Origin of the sequence: Roseateles sp. (assembly GCF_039595595.1) — a bacterium.
Classification (GTDB): domain Bacteria; phylum Pseudomonadota; class Gammaproteobacteria; order Burkholderiales; family Burkholderiaceae_C; genus Roseateles.
Genome location: NZ_JBCNLG010000003.1, coordinates 23,021 through 46,647, shown reverse-complemented (window position 1 = coordinate 46,647; position 23,627 = coordinate 23,021). Strand labels below are relative to the sequence as shown.

The 23,627-nt window shown below is 71.4% G+C and carries 18 protein-coding genes; 7 read left to right on the top strand and 11 right to left on the bottom strand.

The window, feature by feature from the left end; all coding sequences use genetic code 11:
- The first annotated feature begins 35 nt into the window (after positions 1–35).
- Both tagH and ABDW61_RS05400 read left to right on the top strand, forming a co-directional pair.
- Positions 36–1,925, top strand: a complete 1,890-nt coding sequence (gene tagH / locus ABDW61_RS05405; RefSeq protein WP_343636995.1) for a type VI secretion system-associated FHA domain protein TagH — start codon at positions 36–38, stop codon at positions 1,923–1,925.
- A 33-nt stretch (positions 1,926–1,958) separates the two neighbouring features.
- Entirely contained in the window at positions 1,959–2,828 is an 870-nt protein-coding gene (locus ABDW61_RS05400; protein ID WP_343636993.1) for a protein phosphatase 2C domain-containing protein, read from the top strand.
- A 40-nt stretch (positions 2,829–2,868) separates the two neighbouring features.
- On the opposite strand, the gene ABDW61_RS05395 is transcribed toward ABDW61_RS05400, so the two are convergent.
- The 7 genes from ABDW61_RS05395 to ABDW61_RS05365 form a co-directional block, all read right to left on the bottom strand.
- Positions 2,869–4,413, bottom strand: a complete 1,545-nt coding sequence (locus tag ABDW61_RS05395) for a methyl-accepting chemotaxis protein (protein WP_343636992.1) — start codon at positions 4,411–4,413, stop codon at positions 2,869–2,871.
- A 50-nt stretch (positions 4,414–4,463) separates the two neighbouring features.
- The gene (gene tagF / locus ABDW61_RS05390; RefSeq protein ID WP_343636990.1) at positions 4,464–5,174 is read right to left on the bottom strand and encodes a type VI secretion system-associated protein TagF; all 711 of its coding nucleotides are present in this window, start codon (positions 5,172–5,174) and stop codon (positions 4,464–4,466) included.
- Between the two features lie 19 nt (positions 5,175–5,193).
- Entirely contained in the window at positions 5,194–8,772 is a 3,579-nt protein-coding gene (gene tssM, locus ABDW61_RS05385; protein ID WP_343636988.1) for a type VI secretion system membrane subunit TssM, read from the bottom strand.
- Entirely contained in the window at positions 8,769–10,091 is a 1,323-nt protein-coding gene (locus ABDW61_RS05380) for a DotU family type VI secretion system protein (protein WP_343636987.1), read from the bottom strand. Before ABDW61_RS05380 ends, tssM begins: the two co-directional genes overlap by 4 nt.
- Positions 10,092–10,164: 73 nt before the next feature.
- Positions 10,165–11,499, bottom strand: a complete 1,335-nt coding sequence (gene tssK, locus ABDW61_RS05375; RefSeq protein ID WP_343636985.1) for a type VI secretion system baseplate subunit TssK — start codon at positions 11,497–11,499, stop codon at positions 10,165–10,167.
- Positions 11,496–11,969 carry a type VI secretion system lipoprotein TssJ gene (gene tssJ, locus ABDW61_RS05370; protein WP_343636983.1) on the bottom strand — a complete coding sequence of 158 codons (474 nt, stop codon included), beginning with the start codon at positions 11,967–11,969 and terminating at the stop codon, positions 11,496–11,498. The genes tssK and tssJ overlap by 4 nt, the downstream gene beginning before the upstream one ends.
- Before the next feature lie 138 nt (positions 11,970–12,107).
- Positions 12,108–13,673: a methyl-accepting chemotaxis protein gene (locus tag ABDW61_RS05365; protein WP_343636981.1), complete on the bottom strand. Its 1,566-nt coding sequence runs from the start codon at positions 13,671–13,673 to the stop codon at positions 12,108–12,110.
- Positions 13,674–13,960: 287 nt separating this feature from the next.
- Here ABDW61_RS05365 and ABDW61_RS05360 point away from each other — a divergent pair, with 287 nt between their 5' ends.
- From ABDW61_RS05360 to ABDW61_RS05340, 5 genes are all read left to right on the top strand, one after another.
- Positions 13,961–15,340, top strand: coding sequence for an MFS transporter (locus tag ABDW61_RS05360; RefSeq protein ID WP_343636979.1), 1,380 nt, complete (start codon positions 13,961–13,963; stop codon positions 15,338–15,340).
- A 179-nt stretch (positions 15,341–15,519) separates the two neighbouring features.
- Positions 15,520–15,681 carry a hypothetical protein gene (locus tag ABDW61_RS05355; protein WP_343636978.1) on the top strand — a complete coding sequence of 54 codons (162 nt, stop codon included), beginning with the start codon at positions 15,520–15,522 and terminating at the stop codon, positions 15,679–15,681.
- Between the two features lie 11 nt (positions 15,682–15,692).
- Positions 15,693–15,851 (top strand): hypothetical protein, encoded by a 159-nt coding sequence (locus ABDW61_RS05350; RefSeq protein ID WP_343636977.1) that lies wholly within the window; start codon positions 15,693–15,695, stop codon positions 15,849–15,851.
- Positions 15,852–16,062: 211 nt separating this feature from the next.
- Entirely contained in the window at positions 16,063–17,343 is a 1,281-nt protein-coding gene (locus tag ABDW61_RS05345; protein ID WP_343636976.1) for an HlyD family efflux transporter periplasmic adaptor subunit, read from the top strand.
- Between the two features lie 346 nt (positions 17,344–17,689).
- Positions 17,690–19,858 (top strand): peptidase domain-containing ABC transporter, encoded by a 2,169-nt coding sequence (locus tag ABDW61_RS05340; protein WP_343636975.1) that lies wholly within the window; start codon positions 17,690–17,692, stop codon positions 19,856–19,858.
- 6 nt (positions 19,859–19,864) lie between these two features.
- Here ABDW61_RS05340 and ABDW61_RS05335 read toward each other — a convergent pair whose 3' ends face one another.
- The 4 genes from ABDW61_RS05335 to ABDW61_RS05320 form a co-directional block, all read right to left on the bottom strand.
- On the bottom strand, positions 19,865–20,749 hold the full coding sequence (locus ABDW61_RS05335; protein ID WP_343636973.1) for an MBL fold metallo-hydrolase: 885 nt from the start codon (positions 20,747–20,749) through the stop codon (positions 19,865–19,867).
- A gap of 11 nt (positions 20,750–20,760) precedes the next feature.
- Entirely contained in the window at positions 20,761–20,892 is a 132-nt protein-coding gene (locus tag ABDW61_RS05330) for a hypothetical protein (RefSeq protein ID WP_343636971.1), read from the bottom strand.
- Positions 20,893–20,918: 26 nt separating this feature from the next.
- The gene (locus ABDW61_RS05325) at positions 20,919–21,347 is read right to left on the bottom strand and encodes an organic hydroperoxide resistance protein (RefSeq protein WP_343636969.1); all 429 of its coding nucleotides are present in this window, start codon (positions 21,345–21,347) and stop codon (positions 20,919–20,921) included.
- Between the two features lie 149 nt (positions 21,348–21,496).
- On the bottom strand, positions 21,497–23,626 hold the full coding sequence (locus ABDW61_RS05320) for a PAS domain S-box protein (protein WP_343636968.1): 2,130 nt from the start codon (positions 23,624–23,626) through the stop codon (positions 21,497–21,499).
- Between the last annotated feature and the right edge of the window lies 1 nt (position 23,627).

Sequence of the window (23,627 nt, the reverse complement as noted above, 5' to 3'; positions counted from 1 at the left end):
CCTGTCAGTTTCCCGTGGTCCCAAAGGCAGCCCCCATGACCCTCACCCTGCGCGCGGTGTCGCTCAACGACCTGCCCCTGACGCAGCCCATCACCGCGCGCTTCGACGCCACCGGGGGGACCATCGGCCGCGCCGACCACAACACGATGGCGCTGCCCGATCCGGAGCGCCACATCTCCCGCCAGCAGGCCGAGATCCGCGCCGAGGCCGGCAGCTTCGTGATCTGCAACGTCGGCAGCGCCAATCCGATCACCGTCGCCGGCCAGGCCGTGGCCCAGGGCCAGGCCGTGCCCTTGCGCCACCAGGACCAGATCCGCATCGGCGGCTACCTGCTGGAGGTGCAGAGCGACCTCGTCGACGACAGCGGCGCCACCGTGATCCGCCGCGCGCCGGACCTGGCGCGCCCCATCACGCAAGGCCCGGCCCCGTTGCCGGCGCCTGCGCCATTCGCGGCCCCGGCGCCGGCGGCGCTGTCGGACTCCAATCCGTTCGCCGACCTGCTGGGCGGCCTGCCGCCGTCGGCCGATGTCTTCGGCACGGCGCCCGCCGCGCCGGCGCCGCTGTCGGCGTTCGCCGCGCCGCCGGTGCAGGCTCCCCCGCCCGCGCCGACCGGCCCGATGCTGCTGCCGGACGACTTCGATCCCTTCGCCCCCCCTCCGGCACCGACGGCGCCCGCGGCACCGGCCGCCGGAACGAAGGCCGCCTTCGACCCCTTCGGCGGCCTTGACCTGCCGGGCGCCCAGGCACCCGCGCCGACCGTGGCGCCGTCCAACGATCTGGGCTTCGGCGGCGCCTTCGCCGACCTCGTGCCGGGCGACGGCAACCGCTCGCTCGACGACCTCTTCGGGTTGAAGCCCGGCGCGTCCGATCCGCTGGCCGGTTTCATGGCCGGCGCCGGCGCGACCGCCGAGTCCGGCGCGCGCAACGGCTTGTCGTCCGACCCGTTGGCGCTCTTTGGCGCCGCGGCCCCGGCCGTCAATCCGGAGCCGCAGACGCCGGCGCTGCCGGATCACACGCCGGCGCTGCATTCGGCTTTCCGTCCGCCGGAAGTGCGTGTCCCCGCGCCGCCGCCATTGCCCCCTTCGCCGCCCGCGCCGATCCCGCCCGTGGCGGCCGTGCCGCCGCCGGTGCGTCCCGTCATTCCAGCCACCGCGGCCCCGGCCGTGGCAGCTCCGGTCATGCCGCCCGTGGCACCGCCGCCCATCATGCCGCCTGTCATGCCGCCCGCCGCGGTGCACGCGCTCCCGCCAGCCCCGGCGGCAACGGCCGCTTCGGGCCCGGCAGCCGACACCGCCGCGCTGTGGAACGCCTTCTGCGAAGGCGCCGGCGTGCGCATGGCCGCGCCGCCGCAAGGCCTGAATCCGGACCTGATGCGCGTCATCGGCCAATTGCTGAATGCCTGCGTCGACGGCGCGCTGCGCATGATGGCTGTGCGCGCGGCCACCAAGCACGAACTGCGCGCGCAGGTCACCGTGATCCGCTCGCGCGACAACAACCCGCTCAAGTTCTCGCCCGATCCGCAGTCCGCGCTGGAGCAACTGCTGCAGCCGCCGGTGCGCGGCTTCCTGCCCGGCCCCGCGGCGATGCAGGACGCGATGCGCGACCTGGTGGGCCACACCATCGGCACGATGGCCGGCACCCGCGCGGCGCTCGAGGGCGTGCTGACGCGCTTCCAGCCCTCGGCGCTGGAGGCCAAGCTGACCAGCCGCTCGGTGCTCGACAGCGTGCTGGCGATGAACCGCAAGGCCAAGCTGTGGGAGCTCTACCTGCAGCATTTCGAGTCCATCCGCGACGAGGCGCAGGAGGACTTCCACACCCTCTTCGGCAAGGCCTTCCTGGAGGCCTACGAGGACCAGCTCGAGCGCCTGAGCCAGAACGGGCCGGGTCCGTCGCCGTCTCCGCAACCACATCAGAGCGGGGCTTGAGCCCCGCCATCCGTCCTACACGTCGTTATCACCATGCTCAAGATCCGGGTCGCCGCCTGCAGTGAACAAGGCGCGCGCGCCAACAACGAGGATGCCGTCGTGGCCCACGAGAACGGCCCCGGCTGGTATGCCGTGCTGGCCGACGGGGCCGGCGGCCACCGCAATGGCGCCGAGGCGGCGCGCCGCGCCGTGCATCGCATGCAGACCAGCCTGGGCGACGCCACGCTCCCGTGGCGGCCCGAGTTGCTCACCGGCGCGGTGTTGGCCGCGCACGACGACGTGCGCAGAGGCGTCGAGGGCACCGGCCGCGACCGCATGCACACCACCGTGGTGGCGCTGTGCGTCGACGCGCAGCGCGGCTTCGCGCTGTGGACGCATGTGGGCGATTCGCGCCTTTATCGCATCCGCGGCGGCCGCATCGACACCATCACGCAGGACGACAGCGTCGTGCAGATGCTGATCGAGGCCGGGCTGCTGACGCCCGAACAGGCGGAGGACCATCCGCACAAGAATCACCTGGTGGCCGCGCTGGGCATCGAGGACGAACTGCATCCGCACACGACCGCGCCGCAGCCGCTGCAGGAGGGCGATGTCTTTCTGCTGTGCAGCGACGGCTGGTGGGGCAGCGCGGGCGATGCGCTGATCGATGCCACGCTGAAGCACTCCGCCTCGCCCGACGACTGGCTGGCCGCGATGCGCGCCGCCATCGAGGAGCGCGGGCTGCCGGACCAGGACAACTTCAGCGCGATCGCGCTGTGGGTGGGCGAACCGGCCCTGGCCGAGGCCGCCCAAGCCCCGGCCGGCGAGGCCGGCGAGATGGCCGACGAGCTGGCGGTCGAGTCGGGACCGATTCCGCTGGAAGCGGAGGACGAGGACGAGTCGACGCGCCGGATGCCGCTGTGAGCCGCGCGTGGGCGCTGGAGGGGCAGGCGTCCCTGACGGGTCAAGAAGGCTGAGCGGGCCGAGCAGGCGCGTCGGGCGGGGCGGACGCTTCGGCCGGGCTTGCCCGGTTGCCAGCGGGCACGACTCGCCGGATGGCCGGCGACGCGACGAAGGCGCTCAGGCGTTGCGCGGTGCGCGACAAGGCCTCGGCGGTGCGAAGGTTGCGCTGTGCGACATCCTCGGCGTCGGTGGTCGCGCGGCCCACGTCCACCAGTGCGGTCTCGAGCTGCCGTCCGGCGCTGGATTGCTGGTGCGTGGCCATCTTGATCTCCTTGCTCGCCAGCTCCGAGGCGCCGACGCGCTCCGAGATCAGCGCGAACATCGATGCCACATCCGAGAACAGCGTCGCGCTGGTGGTCACCGCCTTGGCGCCGGCCTCGGTGGACATGATCGTGGCGTTGGAGACGTTGCGGATCGATTCGAGCTGGTTGCGGATGTCGAAGGCGTCCGCGCGGACCTTCTCGGCCAGACGGCGGATCTCGTCGGCCACGACCCGGAAGCGCTCACCGGCCTCGCCCGCGCTGTAGGCCTCGATGGTGGCGTTGATCGCGAGGATGTTGGTGCGCTCCGCGAGATCCTCGATGGCGCCCAGCACCACCGAGGCGCCCTGGACTTCCCTGCCCAGCGTGGTCATCTGCGTGACCACCAGGTCGATCTGGCGCTGCATCGTGACGGTGGCCTCGCGCGCCTGATGCATCGCCACGCCGCCCGAGCGCGCGGACTGGGCGCTGGCGGAGGCCATCTCCTCGACCTCCGAGGAGCGCTGCGCGATCTGGTTCGCGGCTGCCTGCACCTCGTGCATCGTGGCGGTCAGTTCAAGCGCCGAGGACGAGGTCTGCTTGGCCGCGGCCGCCTGCTGCAGCGACGAGGCCTCGAGCTCGCGCGCCTGACGGGCGACATCGGCGGCCGCCGCGCCGACCATGTCGGCCAGCAGCCGCTGCAGCGCGACGCCGGTGACGGCCACGATCAGCAGGCCCAGCAGCGAGCCGCCCAGCCCCACCCACTTGACCAGGCGCGTGGTCTCGCTCATCGCGCCGCTGCGGGCTTCGAGCTGCGCGACCTCATCGCGCTCCATGCGCTCGAAGCGGGCGCGCAGCTGTTCCATGCGTTGGCGCACCAGCGCCACCTTGGGCGAGCGCGTGACCTCTTCCATCGTGATCGAGCGGCGCTCGGCGATGCGTTCCCGGAAGAGTTGGAAGAGGGCGGTGATGTCGCGCTGGGTGTCGTCCAGATCCTTGCCGCGGGAGGCCCAGACCGGCGCCGCGCGCATCGCGGCGAGGCCGTCCTTGACCTCGCCCATCGACTTGTCCAGCGCGGCCACGTAGGCCTCGTCCTTGGTCAGCATGAAGGCGCGCTGCGCGGCTTCGGCTTCGGACATCTCGTTGAGCAGGTTGGCCAGCAGGCGCAGGCCCTGGTGGCTGCGCGTCACGCCGCCAGCGGCGTCCTCCATCAGGAAGGCGCTGCGCAGGGCCACCGCGCCCACGATACCGAGCACAGCGACCGCGAGCACAAACCCCAGCGCCAGGCGGCGTCCGAATGTCGTCATGTTGGCTCTCCCTGGCGCCGACTGTCTCACGGGACGGCGCCAGGCGCCGGTCAGGCCGCCTGCTTGGTCAGCATCGCGGCAAAGGCTTCCACGTAGGGCAAGCCCGGGCCCCAGCGCATGTGCACCTGGCCACCCGGCTCCGGATTGGGCGACCACACCGTGCAGCCGGCCAGGCGCTCCATCAGCTCGCCCGCCGCCAGCATCGGCACTGCCGAGGTGAGCAGGCTGGCCGGCGCGGTGTATGTCACCCATTGCACGGCGTTCTCGGGCGCGGGCAGCGTGGCCGCATGGCTGGCCGGCCAGGGCGGCGTCGAGGCCAGCGCCGCTTCCAGCGAATCCACCGTCGCGGTGTCTTCCAGCGTGCGCATCGCCGCGTTGGCCAGCACCGTGTACCAGCGGTCCAGGTGATCCAGCCCGGCGCGGTCCACCGGCGGCTGCGTTCTGGGCTGCGCGATCACCAGCGGGAAATAGCGTCCGACGTTGTCGCAACTGGCCATCAGCACGCCGAACCACCACTTCATGTCGACCACGCCCGGCGCCCATGCGAAGCGCAGCACCGGCGCGGTCAGATAGGTGTCCAGCCAGCGCGGACCCAGCACCTTGGGCAGGTCCTGCATCACACCGGACAGCCAGGCATCGCTGTGCCGCACGAAGTGCTGCGGCAGCCGGCGCTGCGCGAAATCGCCCAGGGCGGCGACCTTGCCGTACCAGCCGGGCGCGGCTTCGCCGGAGGGATTCAGGGCTTCGGGCAGCACGCTCATCGTCGGGCTCTCCTGGTCATCACAGGCCGCTCGGGCAACGGAACTCGTTGAGTTCCGGCAGCCGGAAGGGGTTGCGGACGCTGCTCGCGGTGATCTCGAAGACCGCCTTGCGGCCGTCCACGTCGAAGGTCGCCCGGAAGCGCTCCGGGGCGTTGGTCTTCTCGATCTTCACGCGGTCGAACATCCGGAACAGCGCCCACGGACCGTCGTTGACCATGCCGGAGGAACCGCTGGTGCTGGCCGGGCTGATCTGCACCCGCACCTGCGAGCTGCCGCGCGGACCCGGCCACTGCACCGAGGTCGGGATCTGCGGGCCGTGGCTGTAGCGCACGATCTGGCCATCGACGTCCAGGATGAACTGCTGGATCGTGGTGTCCATCTCGACCGGCTTGAAGTCCAGCCGCAGCGACGGCGTGGCGCTGCCGGGGAAGAAGGTCTCCTTGATCGCCTGCGCGCGCTGGAACTGCGGCAGCGTGCCGCTGTCCGCGCCCAGCGGCGTGCCCTCGACGGCGCGGAACTTCCACGGCCGGGTCGTCGTGTCGACGTAGGGCGCGAGCTTCTGCTGGAACAGCTGGTCGATCTTGCCGCCAGGGCCGAACAGCATCGCGAAATCGGCCTGCGTGGCGTCGCGCGACGAGTTGCGGTCCAGCGGGTAGCGGCCGGCGACGGCCTGGTTGCAGAACTCGCCGACCTGCGAGCGCACCTCCATCGCCAGGTTCTGCCGCATCGCGCCCTGCGACACGCGGGCGCTGCTGCTGCCCAGGTCGTCGAGCATGGTGCGCAGCGGCTCCGGGCTCATCGCCGCGGCCGCCTTCAGGCGCGTGGGCACCGGCGACGGGGGCGGCGCGCTGCCGCCCTTGAGCGCCGAATCGGCGGCCGTGAGCATGATGTTGGCCTCGGCGATCAGACCGACGGTCTCGTCCAGCGGCGCCTTGCCGCCGCCCGCCGGCGCGGTGACCATGCTGCGCAGCGCGGTGAAGCGGTCGTCGACGATGCTCTCGATGCGCGGCGCGTTCGGGTCCGGCTGCGCACCCGGCTGACCCGGCTTGCCGAACATGCCGGCCACGCGCTCGCGGGTCTGCTGGACCAGGTCGGCGGCGCGGCGCTCGGCGTTCTCGATCGCGTTGCCGGGCTGGGTCAGCGTCGTTTCGCGCGAAGCCGCGCGCAGGAACGGCCCCAGCGGGCTGTCCGGCGCGGACAGCATGCGCGAGCGCTCCACCGACTGCGGCACCGTGGCCATCGGCAGCAGCTTGACGCTGTTGAGGAAGGCCTCCCAGGCCGCCGCGTAGTCGTTCAGATAGAGCCGGCGCACGTCGTCGACCAGCGGCGCGTTGGCGCGCACGATGGCCTGCGCGTCCTTGGGCGCGGCGGCGACGCCGAGCACCCAGGGCTCCTCCGCCGCCAGCTCGTCCGCCACCTGGCCCACGCGGGGCTGGAAGCCGCGCAGGTAGGCGTCACGGGTGAAGAAGCCCGGCACGCCTTGCGACAGCGGCGCGCCGTTGGTCCGCGTGAACAGCAGCGGCGCGTTGTGGCCGCCGGCGCGCGAGACGGTGAACTCCGGATACTCGTTGCCCAGCCCCTGCGCGCGCAGCCGGTTGTAGATGCGCTGCGGCAGCGGCTGTGTCGCGAGCTGCGTGCGCACCGCCGTCAGCAGCGAAGCGTCTTCCGGCAGCGGCGAGGCGATGCCGCCCTGCGACAGCAGCGCGTCCAGATGGGCGCCGAGCTGCTCGCGCTGGTCCGGCGTCAGCTCGCGCCGCGTCGTTTCCCAGTCGCTTTCGATGTGCTGCTTCAGCGCCCTGGCATCGAAGTGCTGCGGATCATGCAGCATCACGTAGGCCTTCAGCGCCTCGTAGAGCGTGACCGGCGTCGCGGCGCCCTGGCGCAGCTGTTCCTCGATGCGCAGCACCAGCCGCGGCAGCACCGCGTCGCCCAGCATGCGCTGGTAGGACGCGCGCGCCGCGCTGTCGAGCTTGCGGCCCTGGAACAGGCCCATGCGCATCGACAGCGGCACGTGGTCGTCGACCGCGGCCAGCGCGCGCGTGGCCTGCAGCGCCGGCAGGATGGGCAGCAGGTCGGCGGTGGCGCGGTTGGGCGTGGACTGCAGCAGCTCGCGCACCTGGTCGGCGCGGGCCGAGGTGTCTTCCAGGTACTTGCGGTTGTTGAAGTAGCTGACGGTCCAGGCGGTGATCAGTCCGATGCCGGCGATCGCCACGACCGCGTAGCCGGCCAGCGCCAGCGCGTTGCGGCGGCGTTCCCAGCCGCGGTGCGTGCCACCCAGGCCGGCCTCGGCGAACACGACCTCGCCCAGCAGCCGGTTCAGGAAATAGCTGCGGCCGCTGGCCTGGTTGGGCGGGAGCACCGCATGCTCGATCTGGTAGCTGCGCGCCACCGAGCCCAGCACCCGGTCGATCGGCGTGCCTTCCTGCGTGCCGCTGACGAAGTAGACGCCGCGCAATTGCGGCTGCGCCTCGTACGGGGTGGGCGCGAAGACGCCCTCGGCGAACTCCGCCAGCAGCGCGCGCAGGCTCGCGAACTGCGCCGGGAAGCCATAGATGCGGGCGCGGCGCTGCGGATCGCGCTCGGCCTGGAGGCGGTCGATCAGGCCGTTCTGCAGGCGCTGCTCGAGCGCGTCGAACTCCGCGCCGAAACCGGCCAGCGGCGTGGCGCTGCCGCGCGCGAAGGTGAAGCCCCAGGGGGCGGCGCGCTGGTCCTTGTCCAGTGTCGCGAAGTAGTCCATGAAGCCCGACAGCAGGTCGGCCTTGGTGACCAGCAGGTAGACCGGGAAGCGGATGTCCAGGTCCTTCTGCAGCTCCTGTACGCGGGCGCGCACCATGGCGGCGTGCTGGGCGCGCTCGGCCGGGCTGCGCGACAGCAGGTCGGTCACGGACACCGTCACCAGCGCGCCGTTGATCGGCTGGCGCGGGCGCGAGCGGCGCAGCATCTGCAGGAAGCCGCTCCAGGTCGCCTTGTCGTTGTCCGGGTCGCTGTCCTGCGTCGTGAAGCGGCCGGCGGTGTCGATCAGCACGGCCTGGTCGGTGAACCACCAGTCGCAGTGGCGCGTGCCGCCGACGCCGCGGATCGCATGGTCGCCCATCTGCTCGGCGAGCGGGAAGTTCAGCCCGCTGTGGCGCAGCGCGGTCGTCTTGCCGGAGCCGGGGGCGCCGATGATCAGGTACCAGGGCAGCTCATACAGGTAGCGGCCGCCGAAGCGCGAGCGCAGCTTGGACGCGAACCCGGCCGAGCCCTCCGCGCCGAAGCGCGAGCGCTGCAGCATCTGCAGCGCCTGGCGGAAGCGCTCGCGTACGGCCAGCATGTCGGCGCTTTCGCGTTCCGGCGTCTCGCCGGCGGGCTGCTGCAGCAACTGGTTCACCACCGCGGTGTTGCCGCGCCTGGCGCGCCAGCGCGACCAGGCGATGCACAGCGCCACCGCCAGCAGCAGCACGCCGATGGTGATCCAGCGCGAGCGCTCGGTGTCCAGCGGGCGCGCCTCGCCGATCGCCACCAGCGGGCCGACGATCCAGATCAGCAGCGCGACCGCCAGCACCAGCACCGCCAGCAGGACCCAGCGGTTGAAGATCCATCCCAGGACGCGTTTCATCGCGAAGCTCCGCGCGCCGGCGCCTCGGGCGCCCGGCCATTGACCATCAGACTGATTTCCACGCGCCGGTTGAGCGCGCGGTTGGCGGGGGTGTCGTTGGGGGCGACCGGCTCGGCGTCGGCGCGGCCCTCGGCGCGGATGCGCTCCGGCGCGACGCGGCGTGCCACCAGCAGCTCGCGCACGGTGTTGGCGCGTTCCTCGGACAGGTGCCAGTTGGACGGGAAGCGCGGCGTGCGGATCGGCGTGCCGTCGCTGTGGCCGGTCACCAGCACCGTGCCCTGCACCTGCGTCAGCGCGTCGGCGATGCGCGTCATCAGCGCCTCGCGCTCCGGGACGATGGTCGCGCTGGCCGGGGCGAACAGGCCGTCGCCGCGGATCGTCACGACGCTGCGGTCGACCTCGTCGCGCACCGCGACCAGGCCGGCCTTGATGTCCGACTGCAGGAATTGCGCGAGCCGCGGCTTGGCCGGTGGTGGTGGCGGTGCCACCACTGGCGGCGACAGGCGCAGCGACTGGATCTGTCCGAACACCGGATCGGAGCGCTCCGCCAGCGACAGCGTCAGCGACAGATAGACGCCCACCAGCAGCAGCGCCGTCAACGCGGCGGTGGCGGCCAGCGGCAGCCAGCCGATGTGGCGGCGCTGGACGGTGGCCTCGACCTGCCAGTGCTGCGCCAGCGCCGCGGGGTAGTCGCCGCGCTGCTGCTTCAGGATCTGGGCGAGGCGGTCACGCACCGCCTCCAGCTGCGCGGGGCCGTTGTCGATGACGCGGTAGCGCCCGGCGAAGCCCAGCGTCAGCGCCGCGTAGATGAGCTCGAGCAGGTCGCGGTTGGCGTCCGGCTTCTCGGCCAGGCGCGCCATCAGCTGGAAGACCTTCTCGCCGCCCCAGGTCTCGTTGTGGAACATCGACAGCAGGCTGTGCCGCGCCCACACGCCGGAGCCGCCCCACGGGGTGTCGGCGCAGGCCTCGTCGATCATGGTGCAGAGCACGTAGCGCGTGGCCATGACGCGCTCCGGCGGAATGCCGGCGGCGGCGGCGCGGCTGGCGAAGTCGCGGATGCCTTGCGCCAGGTTGTTGCGCAGCGCGCCGACGTCGTCGACGCGTCGCGTCGCGCGCAGTTGAGGGACCAGCAGCAGCAGCGGGTTGGCCAGCGTCAGCAGCGCGTTGAGCCCGGCGGCCGGAGGGGCGGCGTCGGGCTGAACCGGATCCGGGGACGGCGAAGCGCCGCGCGGCGCCTGCGCGCCGCCCGGCCGGGGCTTGATGAAGGTGCGCTGATCGTCGAAGCCTGCGAACGGATCGTTGAGCGCGGAGGGGTCCATGCCGGCTCCCGGAGGTTACTTGTCTTGATCGATGGAAGGGCGGAGGGGCCAGGCGTGGCGCCGTATACGGCGCTTACTGCCGGATGGCCCAGAGCTCCAGCTCCAGTCCGGGGAAGTCGCCGGCGACATGCAGCGCCAGGCTGCCGCTGCGCTCGAGCTGCTTCCACAGTTCGCCGCCGCGGTCCAGCTCGAAGTAGTGGAAGCCCGCGTGGAACGGGAGCTGGCGCGGCGCGACGGGCAGCGCGCGCAGGCCGATGCCGGGCAGCTGCAGGTTCACCAGATCACGGATGCGGTCCACCGGGCCCAGCTTGGACTGCGCCGGGAAGCGCTGACGCAGTTGCTCGGCCGCGACCTGCGCATTGACGGCGATGACGAAGCTCGCGCTGCGCAGCAGGTCGGCGTCGGGCACGACGGCCGTGCGCACGCCATGGGTGCGCTCGGTCAGATCGATCTGCAGCGCGTTGCGCTCCAGCACGACGCTGAGCATGCGGCGCAGGTCCTCGAGCAGCGGCGCGAAGCTGCCGCGCAGGTCGTCGTGGCGGTACAGCGGGTACTCGGAGGCCAGGCGGGTGTCGCTGACGAAGGTCGCCATGTCGCCGGCCAGTTGCAGGCAGTCGCGGTGCAGCGTTTCCGGATGGACGTGCGGCGACGCGGCGTGCTGGCGGAACAGCGGATCGGCCCGGTTCAGCGCCTGCAGCATCAGGAAGTCGGCCAGCTCGGACACGCCGTTGCCCAGTTGCCCCATGCGCGAGGACAGCAGCTGCGCGCGCTGGCGCACCAGCCCGTGCAGCAGCGAGGCCATCGCGGACAGGTGGCCACTGGCGTCGATGCGGGTCTGCGGCGGGATGTAGCTGCGGTCCAGCACCAGTTGCTGGTCGGCGCGGCGCTCGGCGATGCGGGCCACGCCCAGCGCCGCATAGGCGTCGTTGAGCTCGCGCGCGGGCAGCAGGCGCAGCGTCAGCGCGCCGGTCTGGACGGGCTCGGGCTCGTCGCCGGCGCTGGTCTGGTCGCGCAGGTCCTGATCGACGACGTGGTAGCGATGGAGTTCACCGCCGTCATGGCCGTTGAAGGCGACCTGGTCGGTGCCGGGGCGCGCGATCGGCGCGGCCAGCACGACCATGTCGCCCTTGAGGTCGGCGGGGACCTCCAGCGGGGCCAGCGCGGCGTCGGCCTGCGGGATCTGGAAGGGGGTGCCGTCGGGCAGGATGCCGCTCGCGCGCACGATGCCCAGGCGGCCGACGCTCAGCAGCGCCTCGTCCAGCACCAGTTCGGTGAAGCCCCAGCCATGCGGCGCCAGCGCGCGGGCGCGGCTGTCGACCAGGTGCTCCAGATAACGGGTTTCCTGCTGGAAATGGTGAGGCAGCAGGAACATGCCCTGCGTCCAGATGACCTTGCTGTGCCAGCTCACGGCTGCTTGACCGAGGCGCTGACCGACAGTTCGTCGGCCTGGATGAGGACTTCCTGCTTCTTGCCGGCGATCACCGGGACCACGGCGCGCCAGCGCGCGTGCTCCAGATCGCGGTAGGCGCCGAAGACGGCGATGAAGCGGGTCTCCGGCGACAGCGTCTTCTTGTTGATCGGGCGGGATTCGCCCGGCTGGAGGGTCATTTCCTCGCGGGCGACCATTTCCGTGCCGAGCTCGGCCTGGTCCTTCTGATAGAGGCTGATGAAGTCGGCCGCGTTGAAGGCGTTGGCCGACTTCAGCTCATAGACGCGCACCAGCAGCGGGGAAGGGCGCTTGGTGACGCTGGGGTTGAGCTGGGCCGAGGCCTGGATGGTGCCGCGCACCTCGGTGGGCTTGGGCGCGCCCGGGCCGAAGGGGTTGAGGCTGGACATCGAGGAGCACCCGCCCAGCGCGCCAACGGCGATCAGCGCCAAGAAAGCGCTGCGGGCCGCGGTGGCGGCCCAGTGAGAGGGGTGCTTGGAATCCTGGTTTCCCGAACGCGGCGTGAGCATCTGGCTGTCCTTCTTGACCGGAGGAAAGGATAGCCAGCGGGGGCCTCGCGGCCTCGTGACTTAGGTAATCGCCGCGCGCAGCCGGAACTGGCTGACCAGACGGGCCAGTTGCTGGGCCTGGCCGTTGAGGCTCTCGGCCGCAGCGGCGCTTTCCTCCACCAGCGCGGCGTTCTGCTGGGTGACCTGGTCCAGGTGGGTGACGGCGTCGCCGACCTGCTGGATGCCGCCGTTCTGCTCCTGGGTGGCGGCGGAGATCTCGCGGATCAGCGTGTCGACCTGGCCCACCTGGGCCACGACGCGCTGCATGACCTCGCCGGCGCTGACCGCCTGGCGGGCGCCGGTGTCCACCTGCTGCGCGCTGGCCTGGATCAGATCCTTGATCTCCTTGGCGGCGCCGGCCGAGCGCTGCGCCAGCGCCCGGACCTCGGAGGCCACGACCGCGAAGCCGCGGCCCTGCTCGCCGGCGCGGGCGGCCTCGACGGCGGCGTTCAGCGCCAGGATGTTGGTCTGGAAAGCGATCGCGTCGATGACGCCGATGATGTCCCCGATGCGGCGCGAGGCGTCGCTGATGCCTTGCATGGTGTGGACCAGGTCGCCGACGGCCTGGCCGCCTTCGCCGGCGGCGCCGGAAGCCTCGGCCGCCATGCGGCTGGCCTGGCTGGCCGAGGCGGCGTTCTGGGCCACCGAGCTGGTCAGCTGCTCCATCGACGCGGCGGTCTGCTGCAGGCTGCTGGCCTGGCTTTCGGTGCGCGAGCTCAGGTCGGCGTTGCCCTGGGCGATTTCCTGGGAGCCGGTGGCGATGCTCTCGCTGCTGTCGCGGACCTGCCCGACCAGGCGGCCGAGCTGGTCGACCATGCGGGCCATGGCGCGCAGCAGGTCGGCGGGTTCGTCGCGCTCCTGGGCGCGGATGGCGATGGTCAGGTCGCCGCCGGCCACGTCTTCCGAGGCCCGGACCGCCTGCGCGATCGGCGCGGTGATGGAGCGCGTCACCTGCCAGGCCAGCCAGACGCCGATGGCCAGCGCGATGGCCACGGCGATGAGCGTCACGCGCAGCCCGTCGGCGTAGGACACGGCCGCTTCCTTCGCCGCGGCGTCGCCGCCTTCGCGGTTGAAGTTGACGTCGGCGTGGATCGCCTCGGCCAGGCTCGTGAAGAGGACCGACGAGGCGCCGGCGGAAAGCTTGCGGGCGGCCTCGTGCTGGGCTTCGCCGCCTGAGACGACCTTCGCCAGTTCGGCGTCGGCGTCCTGGTAGGCCTTCCAGGCCTCGCGGATGCGGGCGTAGAGCTCCTGCTCGCGGCCCGGCGTGATCGACGACTCGTAGATCCTGGCCGCCTTGTCGAACTCGCGCGTCGCAGCGTCATGGTCCTGCACGATCTTGGTCCGGCGGCTCTCGTCGCTCTCCAGCACGGCCCGGAGCGTGAGCCGGCGCGCCAGGTTGGCGGCGTCCTGCATGTCGGCGAGCTTGGCGACGCTGGGCAGCCAGTTCTGGTTGAGGTCCTGCACGTTGGCGTTGATGCGGGCCATCTGCTGGATGCCGAATCCCGCGATGAAGCACAACAGGAGCAGCATGGCGGCGAAGGCCAGCCCGAGGCGCCGGCCGATGCGGAAGTTGCGGAGGATGGACATGTTGTTAACCCGGTATGGACGGGTGTTACGGGAGGTTTCGCAAGCGTGCGCTCCGAACCCGTCGGAAACCTTGCCGTCACGAAACCATCTCCAAACCTTCACGACCTCTTGGCAGATCCGCAGATCGTTCCGTGACGAACTCCCTCGCGCCCCGCGAGGGGGAGAGGGCAGGGGAGAGGCGGCTGCTTCGACGGGCGCCAGCGCTTCCTCGGTGCCGCTCAGGCGATTCCCCAGGCTGACAACGTTGTCATGGTGTTCTATGCTGCGCGCCAAACAGGAGACAACGCATGAGTGCAGATCTTTCCCGGCTGCCGGGTGATGGGGCGCAGCCTGCGCGGGCCGCGGCCGAGGCCGAAGCCGCCGCGGACAAGCCGGCCCGCCATCCGCTGAGCTGGGTCCCCACGCTCTACCTCGCGATGGGGCTGCCCAACGTGCTGGTCGGCGCGGTGGCCGCGATCCTCTACAAGAACATGGGCGTGTCCAACGAGGACATCGCGCTGTACACCTCGCAGATGTACCTGCCGTGGGTGCTCAAGCCGCTGTGGTCGCCGCTGCTGGAGCCTTACAAGACCAAGCGCTGGTGGGTGATCGCGATGCAGTTCGTGATGATGGCGTCGATCGGCGCGATCGCGTTCTGCCTGCCGCTGGAGGGCTTCCTGCGGGCGTCGCTGGCCTTTTTCTGGATCACCGGTTTCGCGTCGGCGACGCAGGACATCGTGGCCGATGGCGTGTTCATGACCACGATGCCGCCGCGCGAGCAGGCCAGCTACGCCGGCCTGCAGGGCATGTGCTGGAACCTGGGCGCGGTGGTCGCGTCGGGGCTGCTGGTGTCGCTGACCGGGTGGCTGCACGATGCGCTGGGCTGGACCTGGGTGCAGTGCTGGATGGCGGTGATGCTCGGCGCCGCGGCGATGATGGGCGGCTTCGGCCTGTGGCACCTGCGGGTGCTGCCGCCGGGCGCGCCGGCGGCGGTGCACGGGCAAGACCTGCGCACTGCGATGGTCTCGCTGCGCGAGTCCTGGACGACGCTGTTCCAGAAGCCGTCGATCTGGATGATGCTGGCGGTGGTGTTCTTCTACCGCTTCGGCGAGGGCTTCATCGAGAAGTTCGGGCCGCTGTTCCTGCTCGATCCGCGCACGGTGGGCGGGCTGGGGCTGGACAACGCGGCGCTGGGGCACATCTACGGGACGGCGGGCACGGTGGCCTTCATCGCGGGCGCGTTCCTGGGCGGTTTCATCGCCGCGAAGATGACGCTGCGGCGCTCGTTCCTGCTGCTGGCCATCGCGCTCAACCTGCCGCACCTGACCTACTACTACCTCAGCCACGCGCTGCCGGCGGACCTGTGGTGGATCGGCGCCGTCGTCGCGATCGAGAAGTTCGGCTTCGGCATGGGCTCGGTCGGGCACATGCTGTACATGATGCAGCAGATCGCGCCGGGGCCCTTCAAGATGACGCATTACGCGATGGCCACGGGCGTCATGGCGATGACCAAGTGGGCCACGGGCAGCGTCAGCGGCTGGCTGTTCGCGGGCGTGGGCCAGCATTACGCGAGCTTCTTCGGCTGGGTGCTGGTGTTCTCGCTGCCGCCGATCGTGCTGGCCTGGTTCGCGCCGTTCCCCGTCGAGCACTCGCCGGCAGAAGAGGGGACCGCGCACGCGGGGCATTGACGGCTGAACCCGGCGAAACGGGATGGTCACCTCGCGCGCCGCCGCAGGCGTACGGGAGCAGGGCGGTGCACTAGCGCTGTGGGCGTCGCACAGACGCCCCGCGGCGGCGAGGTGCTGGTCCTGGAACCGCCGTCGCGTCCTGATCAGGACCGGATGTTTCGACGGAAGGAAACATGGCGATGCAAACCTTGAATGAACAAGAGATGGATTGCGTTCACGGCGGCGGCGCGGCGTGGTGGGATTGGCTTCTGGGGGTTTTGTGCCCGCCGCTGCTGTCCGTCGCGGTGGTGAAGGAGCTGACCCCCACGCCCAAGCCAGCCGACGGTAGGCAGGGCTCGTGAGAGCCCGCGGCATGCGGCAGTTGTCCGAGGCGCAGGTCCATGCCGTCAGCGGCGGCGTGATCCTGCAGGCCATCGTCGCGGTGGCGATGCAGGTCAAGCGCGCGCCCAGCAGCCCTCGGGCGTTGCAGCCCGGCTGGGCGGGGTGGGGCCGGCGTCACGTGATGTTCTGACGCGCGCTCCGCGGCGCGGACCGGGGAGAGATCCCGACGAACGGGAGCTTGCATTCGCAAGAGCCATCTGCCGGTCGAGGCGCCTTGATCCACTAGCGCTGCGGGTGTCGGTGAGATGCCTGCGGCGCCAGCCCCGATGTCCTGGGGGCTCCTCCGGCTGATCCTCAGGACGAATGGGGATGGCCGGGACTGAATCCCGGCCATTTCGGCTTTGACGTCTTCTGACCCACCGTCGCCTGACGCCCCCGCCGCGCTGTTCCGCGCCGAGGCCCAGCGCGAGGGCAACGCGCTGCACGGCACGATCCTGCTGGCGCGGCCCGTGAGCTTCGCGGTGCTCACTGCACTCGCCGCCGCGATCGTGGCGGCGCTGCTGGCCTTCATCCTGTGCTTCTCGGCCAGTGCCACCGCGCGGCTGCCGGGCGTGCTCACGCCCTCGGGCGGCGTGCTGCGCGTCGTCGCGGACCGGGCCGGCCGGGTCGTCGAGCGGCGCGTGGCGGAGGGCCAATCCGTTCGCGCGGGCGACGGCCTCTTCCTGCTCGGCAGCGAACGCGGCGATGCGCGGGGCGGCAGCACCGACGCCGCCGTGTCGCGCCTGATCGCGCATCGCCGCGACAGCCTGATCGCCGACACCGGCCATCGGCAGGCGCAGGGGCGCCAGCGCCTGGCGGCCTTGCGCGATCGGATCGCGGCGCTCGATGGCGATCTGCGCCGGCTGGAGGACGAACACCGCCTGTCGCACCGCCGCGTCGAGCTGGACCGCGCGGCACTCGATCGCCAGCACGCGCTCCAGGCCCATGGCATGAGCACGGCCAGCGCCGCGCAGGAACGCGAGGCCGCGTTGATCGACGCCCGCCAGCGCCTGTCGCAGCAGGAGCGCGCCAGCGCCGCCGCGCGCCGCGAACGCGCCGCGGTGCTCCAGGATGCGCGAGACCTGGAACTGCAGCTGCGCCGCGACGACGAGTCCGCCGCCCGGTCGCTGGCCGCGATCGAGCAGGAACTGGCCGAACACGACGGGCGCCGCGAGGTCCTGATCCGCGCCCCGCGCGCCGGTGTGGTCTCGGCACTTCGAGCGGAGCCGGGGCAGAGCGTCGCCGCGGGCGAACTGCTCGCGCAGCTCTGGCCGGCGGACGGCGAGCTCGAGGCCGACTTGCGCGCGCCCTCGCACGCGGCAGCGTTCCTCGCGCCAGGCATGGCGGTGAGGCTGCATCTGGACGCCTTCCCGCATCAGAAGTTCGGCGCCATCGAGGGCCGCGTGCGCGATGTCGACCTGATCGCGTCGGAGCCCGCGGCTGCCGGCGAGCCGCCCGCCTACCGCGTGCGGGTGCGCCTGCCCCGCCAATCGCTGTCCGCGCGTGGCGCCGACCATGCGCTGCGGCCGGGCATGACGCTCGAAGCCGTTGCGCCGCTCGAGCGGCGCCGCCTCTACGAGTGGCTCATCGATCCCCTGAAACAGCTGGGCGACGCGCTGTCCCCGCCGGATGCCGGCCACTGAGGCCGTCCCGGTCGAACGGGACGCGCGCATCCGTCTTCCCTTCCTCGATCAGGGCCTGGCGGCGCACTAGCCGGGTGGGTGTCGCCGCGGCACCCCGGACGCGGCGTTTCGGTCGGCCCGCCGTGCCCGCCTGTCGTCGACCGCCATGGAGCGAATGGCATGAGAGTCTTGAAAGCGAATGAACTGAGGAATGTCGCAGGGGGCGCGACCCAAGCCCGGGGTGACCTGGACGAATACGGCACCCCGCCGGAGATCGTCCGGTGCTTCTTCTGGCTCTGGAGTCCGGCCGCGCACAACGCCGTGCTGCCGCGCAGGGCTGAACCGCCATCGCCACGGGCGGGCGCGAATGCCTGACGGCCTCGTCCTGGCTTTCCGGCCGCGGCGGCGCACGCCCGAGCTGCGCCAGGACGAAGCCGCCGAATGCGGCGCCGCCTGCCTCGCGATGATCGCCAGCCACTGGGGCCGGCGCATGGATCTCCCGGCGATGCGGCGCCGCTTCTCGATCTCGGTGCACGGCGCCACGCTCGCCGGCCTGATCGACATGGCGGCCGCGCTGCGCCTGCGCAGCCGTCCGCTGCAGCTCGAGCTGGAAGAGCTCAAGGACCTGTCGCTGCCCTGCGTCCTGCACTGGGACATGACGCACTTCGTCGTGCTGGAGCGCGTGACGCGCCGCGGCGTGACCATCGTCGATCCCGCCTGCGGACGCCGCCGCGTGCCGATGCCGGAGGTGTCGCGGCGCTTCACCGGCATCGCGCTCGAACTCGCCCCCGACGAGGACTTCGATGCCATCGACGGCGCGGCCCCGCCGCCCGCCGACGTCCGGCCGCAGCGCTGGCGCGCGCTGCTCGGGCCCGTGACCGGCCTGAAGCGTTCGCTCGCGCAGGTGCTGGTGCTCGGCATCGCGCTGCAGGCGCTGGCGCTGGCGGCACCGTTCCATCTGCAGGGACTCACCGACCACGCCTTGAGCACCGGCGACCACGGCCTGGTGATGGTGCTGGGCCTGGGCTTCCTGCTGCTGGCGGCGATCCGCGTCGCGCTCGGCGCCGTGCGCTCGTGGATGACGACGGTGCTCTCCACCAGCCTGGCGTTCCAGTGGCAGGGACGCGCCTTCGGCCATCTGATGCGCTTGCCGCTGGCGTGGTTCGAGAAGCGCCATCTCGGCGACATCGTGTCGCGCTTCGGCTCGATCGAGACCATCCAGCACACGCTCACCACGCAGTTCATCGAGGGCGTCATCGACGGCCTGCTGGCCCTGGTCACGCTCGCCGTGATGCTGATGTACAGCGGGCCGCTGACGGCCGTGGTGCTGGGCGCCGTGCTGCTGTACGGGCTGCTGCGCTGGAGCGTCTTCCGGACGATGCGCGCCGCCACCGCCGACCGGATCCGCTGCGGCGCGCTGCAGCAGACCCATTTCCTCGAATCGGTGCGCGGCGCCCAGGCGGTGCGCCTGTTCGGCCGCGGCGAGTTGCGCCGCCTCGGCTGGATGCACCTGCTGGCCGACGAGTTCAACGCCGAATTGCGCCTGGCGCGCTGGTCGGTCGGCTACGAGACCGCGCGCGGCCTGATCTTCGGCATCGAGCGCATCGCCGTGATCTGGCTGGCCGCGCTGGCCGTGCTCGACACCCGGATGAGCGTGGGCATGCTGCTGGCCTTCCTCAGCTACAAGGACCAGTTCAGCGACCGGATGGGCGCGTTGATCGACAAGCTCTTCGAACTGCGCATGCTGCGCCTGCACGGCGAGCGGCTGTCCGACATCCTGGCCACGCCGGCCGAGGAGTCCGGCGCCTCGGACTCCGTGGACCTGAGCCGTCTGCCCGCATCGATCGAACTGCGCGGCGTCGCCTTCCGCTACGGCGACGGTGAGCCGGAGGTGCTGTCGGGCATCGACCTGCGGATCGAGCCCGGCGAATGCGTCGCGCTGACCGGCGCCTCGGGCAGCGGCAAGACGACGCTGGTGAAGCTGATGCTGGGCCTGTTGAGCCCGACGCGCGGCGAGATGCTGGTGGGCGGGCACCCGGTGCAAGCGCTTGGACTGGACGCCTACCGCCGCATCGTCGGCACGGTGATGCAGGACGATTTGCTGTTCGCGGGCAGCATCGAGGAGAACATCAGCTTCTTCGACCCGGCGCCCGACCTGGAACGCGTGGCGGACTGCGCGCGCCAGGCCGCCGTGCACGAGGAGATCGCCGCGCTGCCCATGGGTTACCGGACCCAGATCGGCGACATCGGCACCGGGCTGTCGGGCGGTCAGCGGCAACGCCTGCTGCTGGCGCGGGCCATCTACAAGCGGCCGCGGATCCTGATGCTCGACGAGGCCACCAGCCACCTCGACGTCGCGGCCGAGCGCCGCGTCAACGCGAGCGTGGCCGCGCTCGGCGCGATGCGCGTCATCGTGGCGCACCGTCCGGAGACCATCGCGATGGCGGACCGCGTCATCGTCATCGACCGGGGGCGTGTCGTGTCCGATACACGCGCGCAGCCGCTCTCGTCGGCGGCGGTCGGCGGCGAAGCGTGATCACGCTCACTGCCGGCCCAGCGTGTTCAACGGGATCTTCAGATAGCTGACGCCGTTGTCTTCGGCGGGCGGCAGATGGCCGGCGCGGATGTTGACCTGGATCGACGGCAGGATCAGCGCCGGCACGTCCAGCCGCGCATCGCGCCCGGTGCGCAGCGCGACGAACTCGGCCTCGGTCACGCCGTCGTGGACATGGATGTTGCGCGCGCGCTGCTCGGCCACCGTGGTCTCCCAGGCCGGCGCGCGGCCCTCGGGCGGATAGTCGTGGCAGACGAAGAGCCGCGTCGCCGGCGGCAGGTCCAGCAGTCGCCGGATCGAGCGGTACAGCGTCGCGGCGTCGCCGCCCGGAAAGTCGGCCCGCGCGGTGCCGACATCCGGCATGAACAGCGTGTCGCCGACGAAGACCGCATCCCCGATCCGGTAGGCCAGACAGGCCGGCGTATGGCCCGGCACCAGCAGCGCCTGCGCCTCGAGGCCGCCGATGCGGAAAGTGTCGCCGTCGGCGAACAGGTGGTCGAACTGCCGCCCGTCCGGCAGGAAGCTGCGCTCCAGGTTGAAGAGCTGGCGGAACACCGCCTGCACCTCGCGGATGTGCTCGCCAATGGCGATGCGCCCGCCGACGCGCTCCTGCAGGTAGCGCGCCGCGGACAGGTGGTCGGCATGGGCATGGGTCTCGAGGATCCACTGCACCTGCAGGCCCGCCTCGGCCAGATGCGCCAGCACGCGGTCGGCCTGCAGCGTCGACGTGCGGCCGGACTTCAGGTCGAAATCGAGCACCGGATCGACGATCGCGGCCTGCCGCGCCGCCGGGTCGGACAGCACGTAGGTCACCGTGCCGGTGCGTTCGTCGTGGAAGGGCCGGATGGCCAGGGCAGGGGAGGCATCGCTCATGGTGCCGGGCACTATACCGAGGGCGGCGCGTCGCGCCGGCGCCTCCCCCCGCCGCTGACGATGGCGGTGCACTGCAGCGGGTGGCGCAGCTCGTGCGCCACGCCGCCGAACAGGAACAGCAGCGCAAGCAGCAGGCGCTTCATCGCGGCTCCTCCCGCGCTGGCCGCGTTCAGGCCAGCTCCAGCCCGACGTCGATGTTGCCGCGCGTCATCTTCGAGTAGGGGCAGGTGGCATGGGCGCGCTTGACCAGCTCGTAGGCGGTGTCGCGCGGCAGGCCCGGCAGGCTGACGCGCAGCCGGGCGCTGAGCGAGTAGCCCTCGCTGCCCTTGTTCAGGTCGACGGCGGCCTCGACGTCGGTGTCGGCGGGCAGCTTGACGCCGATGGCCTGGGCCGCCAGGCCCATGGCGCCGATGAAGCAGGCCGACCAGCCGACCGCGAACAGCTGTTCCGGATTCGTCCCCGGGCGCGAGGAGCCGGGCGAGCCCAGCTGCACATCGAGGCGGCCATCGTCGGACTGGCCGCGGCCCTCGCGGCCGCCGGTGGTGCGGGTGCGGGCGGTGTAGAGGACTTGGACGGGGGCGGGAGAGGTGGCGATCATGGTGGGCTCCGTGGATGCAGCGTCATCTGCTGCGTGGCCCGCATTTCATCGGCCCGATGTATCGACGGTGTGTGGATGCGCCGCCGATTTGGCGCGCCGCGTGTCCGGCGCGCGGCCGGACACACTGGCATACAAAAGCCGGGCCGGCGTCAGCCCGGCGGCGCCGCGGGCGGCTGGACCGGGATCCACACGCGAAAGCGCGTGCCTTCGCCGGGCGTGCTCTCGACCTCGATGCGGCCCGCATGCTTCTGCACGATCGAGTAGGACAGCGACAGCCCCAGCCCCGTGCCCTTGCCCACCGGCTTGGTGGTGAAGAAGGGCTCGAAGATGCGGCGCCGGACCTCCTCGCTCATGCCGCTGCCGGTGTCCTCGACCTGCACCCACACCCAGTCGCCCTCCGCGCGGGTGGTCAGCCGGATCTCGCCGCGCTGCGGGATCGCATGCGCGGCGTTGACGATCAGGTTCATGAAGACCTGGTTCAGCTGCGCCGCGATGCAGCGCACCGGCGGCAGCGGGCCGTAGTCCTTGCGCACCTCGGCCTTGTACTTGACCTCGTTCATGACGACGTTGAGCGTCGAGTCCAGGCCGGCATTGAGATCGGCGTCCTGCCACTCGGCGTGATCCACGCGCGAGAAGTCCTTCAGGTCCTGCACGATCTTCTTGACCCGGACCAGACCGTCCTCGCTCTCGTCGAGCAACTGCGGCAGGTCCTCCTTGACGAAGGCCAGGTCGATGCGGCGGTCGAGCTCCTTGAGCGCCGCCCGCACGGACTCGGGCAGCTCGCCGATGGCCGACTGCATCGCGTCGAGCAGCCCGAACATCGGCTCGACATAGCCGCGCAGCGTGCCCAGGTTGGAGGTGACGAAGCCGATCGGGTTGTTGATCTCATGCGCCACGCCGGCGGCGAGCTGTCCGATCGAGGCCATCTTCTCGGATTGCAGCAGCTGGTTCTGCGCCTCCTCGAGCCGGGTGTTGGTGAGCTTGATGCGCTGGTAGTTCTCGGCCAGCGCCTGCTGGACGCGGCGCTCCTCGGTGCGGTCCTGCAGCAGCCACCAGGTCTGGGCCAGCCGGTCATGCGGGTTGGCCACGTACGCGATCATCTGCACCCACAGCGGCTTGCCGCGCGCGGAGCGCATCTCCATCTCGTGCTGCAGCGACTCGCCGCGCGAGAGCACCGGGTAGGCCACCGCGGCCAGCGACTGGAAGTCCTCGTCGCTGGCGAAGAAGTTGCGGGTCGGGATGCCGCTGGGCGACTCCTCGCCCAGCTCGAACATCTCCGCGAACTTGCGATTGCCGCGCACCAGGCGCTGGTTCAACGTCGTCACGATCCCCACCGAGGCGTTCTCGAGGAAGGCCTCGAGTTCGTGGTGGGTCAGCAGCAGCTCGGCGGTGCGCTCGGACACCAGCTCCTCGAGCTCGGCGCGGTGGCGGCGCAGTTCCTCCTCGGCGCGGCGCCGCTGGGTGACGTCCTGCAGCGTCTCGATGGCGCCGACCACCGCGCCCTGCGCGTCCAGCAGCGGCGCGGCGGTGAAGAACAGCCAGCGGCCGCCGTCGTCCATCTTCGGGAAGAAGGCCTCGACCTCGTAGGCGTCGTCGATGGTCTCCGAGCGGCGGGCGCGGCCTTCGTAGAGCGGGCCGCTCTGCGCTTCGATGGTGCCGTCGATGATCAGGTCGGCCAGCAGCGGGCGCTCCTCGGGATAGAAGGCGGTCCAGGCATCGCGGCGGCCCATCATGTCGAAGCGGTCGATGCCGGTGAGCTTGCTGCAGGCCATGTTCCAGTGCGTGACGCGATGCTCGGCATCGAGCACGAAGCTGGCCACGGGACTGTTCTCGATGATCTGGTGCAGCACGCGGCCGACGTCGAGCAGGCTGGTCTGCACGTGCTGCATGTCGCTGAGGTCCTGCACCGTCAGCACGTTCAGCCGCCGGCCCTGCAGCGTGTAGGGGCGCGCGGTCAGCTCGAGCGAGCGCACCGAGCCGCTGGCGGTCTCGGCCTCGATCTCGATCGCGGGCGGCAGCGCGTCCTGCGCGATCGCCTGCAGGCCGTAATGGCGCAGCGACGCGCGCTGCGCCGGGACCGCCCAGGCATCGATCGGCATCGCCAGCAGCGCCTCGGATTCATAGCCCAGCAGCCGCAGCATCGCGGCGTTGGCGTGAATGATGCGCTCCTGGTCATGGACGAGCAGCGGCGTGGTGACGGCCTCCCAGGCGGCCACCAGGTGGATGGGCGGGGCGCCCGCGGGCGCGCCGCCGGCCGCGGTGGCAGTGGCCGTGGTCATG

Coding starts and splice junctions, on each gene's coding strand:
- ABDW61_RS05355 (WP_343636978.1), top strand. CDS start 15,520: ATGCAAACCTTGAATGAACAAGAGATGGATTGCGTTCACGGCGGCGGC.
- ABDW61_RS05320 (WP_343636968.1), bottom strand. CDS start 23,626: ATGACCACGGCCACTGCCACCGCGGCCGGCGGCGCGCCCGCGGGCGCC.
- ABDW61_RS05330 (WP_343636971.1), bottom strand. CDS start 20,892: ATGAAGCGCCTGCTGCTTGCGCTGCTGTTCCTGTTCGGCGGCGTGGCG.
- tagF (WP_343636990.1), bottom strand. CDS start 5,174: ATGAGCGTGCTGCCCGAAGCCCTGAATCCCTCCGGCGAAGCCGCGCCC.
- ABDW61_RS05350 (WP_343636977.1), top strand. CDS start 15,693: ATGCGGCAGTTGTCCGAGGCGCAGGTCCATGCCGTCAGCGGCGGCGTG.
- ABDW61_RS05325 (WP_343636969.1), bottom strand. CDS start 21,347: ATGATCGCCACCTCTCCCGCCCCCGTCCAAGTCCTCTACACCGCCCGC.
- ABDW61_RS05400 (WP_343636993.1), top strand. CDS start 1,959: ATGCTCAAGATCCGGGTCGCCGCCTGCAGTGAACAAGGCGCGCGCGCC.
- ABDW61_RS05380 (WP_343636987.1), bottom strand. CDS start 10,091: ATGGACCCCTCCGCGCTCAACGATCCGTTCGCAGGCTTCGACGATCAG.
- ABDW61_RS05360 (WP_343636979.1), top strand. CDS start 13,961: ATGAGTGCAGATCTTTCCCGGCTGCCGGGTGATGGGGCGCAGCCTGCG.
- ABDW61_RS05395 (WP_343636992.1), bottom strand. CDS start 4,413: ATGACGACATTCGGACGCCGCCTGGCGCTGGGGTTTGTGCTCGCGGTC.
- ABDW61_RS05340 (WP_343636975.1), top strand. CDS start 17,690: ATGCCTGACGGCCTCGTCCTGGCTTTCCGGCCGCGGCGGCGCACGCCC.
- ABDW61_RS05335 (WP_343636973.1), bottom strand. CDS start 20,749: ATGAGCGATGCCTCCCCTGCCCTGGCCATCCGGCCCTTCCACGACGAA.
- tagH (WP_343636995.1), top strand. CDS start 36: ATGACCCTCACCCTGCGCGCGGTGTCGCTCAACGACCTGCCCCTGACG.
- ABDW61_RS05365 (WP_343636981.1), bottom strand. CDS start 13,673: ATGTCCATCCTCCGCAACTTCCGCATCGGCCGGCGCCTCGGGCTGGCC.
- tssM (WP_343636988.1), bottom strand. CDS start 8,772: ATGAAACGCGTCCTGGGATGGATCTTCAACCGCTGGGTCCTGCTGGCG.